This is a genomic window from Shewanella sp. AS16 (assembly GCF_021412365.1).
Lineage (GTDB): Bacteria > Pseudomonadota > Gammaproteobacteria > Enterobacterales > Shewanellaceae > Shewanella > Shewanella salipaludis.
Genome location: NZ_JAKCLK010000258.1, coordinates 1 through 291, shown reverse-complemented (window position 1 = coordinate 291; position 291 = coordinate 1). Strand labels below are relative to the sequence as shown.

Annotated in this window: 1 protein-coding gene; it reads left to right on the top strand. The window is 51.9% G+C overall.

What is annotated here, in order from left to right:
- A partial coding sequence (locus LZP73_RS20230; RefSeq protein WP_042112413.1) for a PAAR domain-containing protein occupies positions 1-100 on the top strand: 100 nt, incomplete at its 5' end.
- Positions 101-291: the final 191 nt, after the last annotated feature.

Here is a 291-nt window from a genome sequence, read left to right as displayed (position 1 = left end):
GTCAACCGTCTTTATTGACGGCCTGCCCGCCGCCAGAACCGGTGATGCTATTGACTGCGGCGGCGTGGTTATTGGTGGCGGTACGGTAAATATAGGCTGATATGTCTGAGAGGTATTTATGTCCTTAAAAGGTCTTCGCTTTACGCTGGAGGTTGACGGCCAGGAGCCGGACACCTTTGCAGTGGTGAATTTCAGGTTAATCCAGAACCAGTCTTATCCGTTTGTGATGAGTGTGGATGTCGCCAGCGATTCTTTTATGCAGACGGCGGAGATGCTGCTGGAGAAGAACGC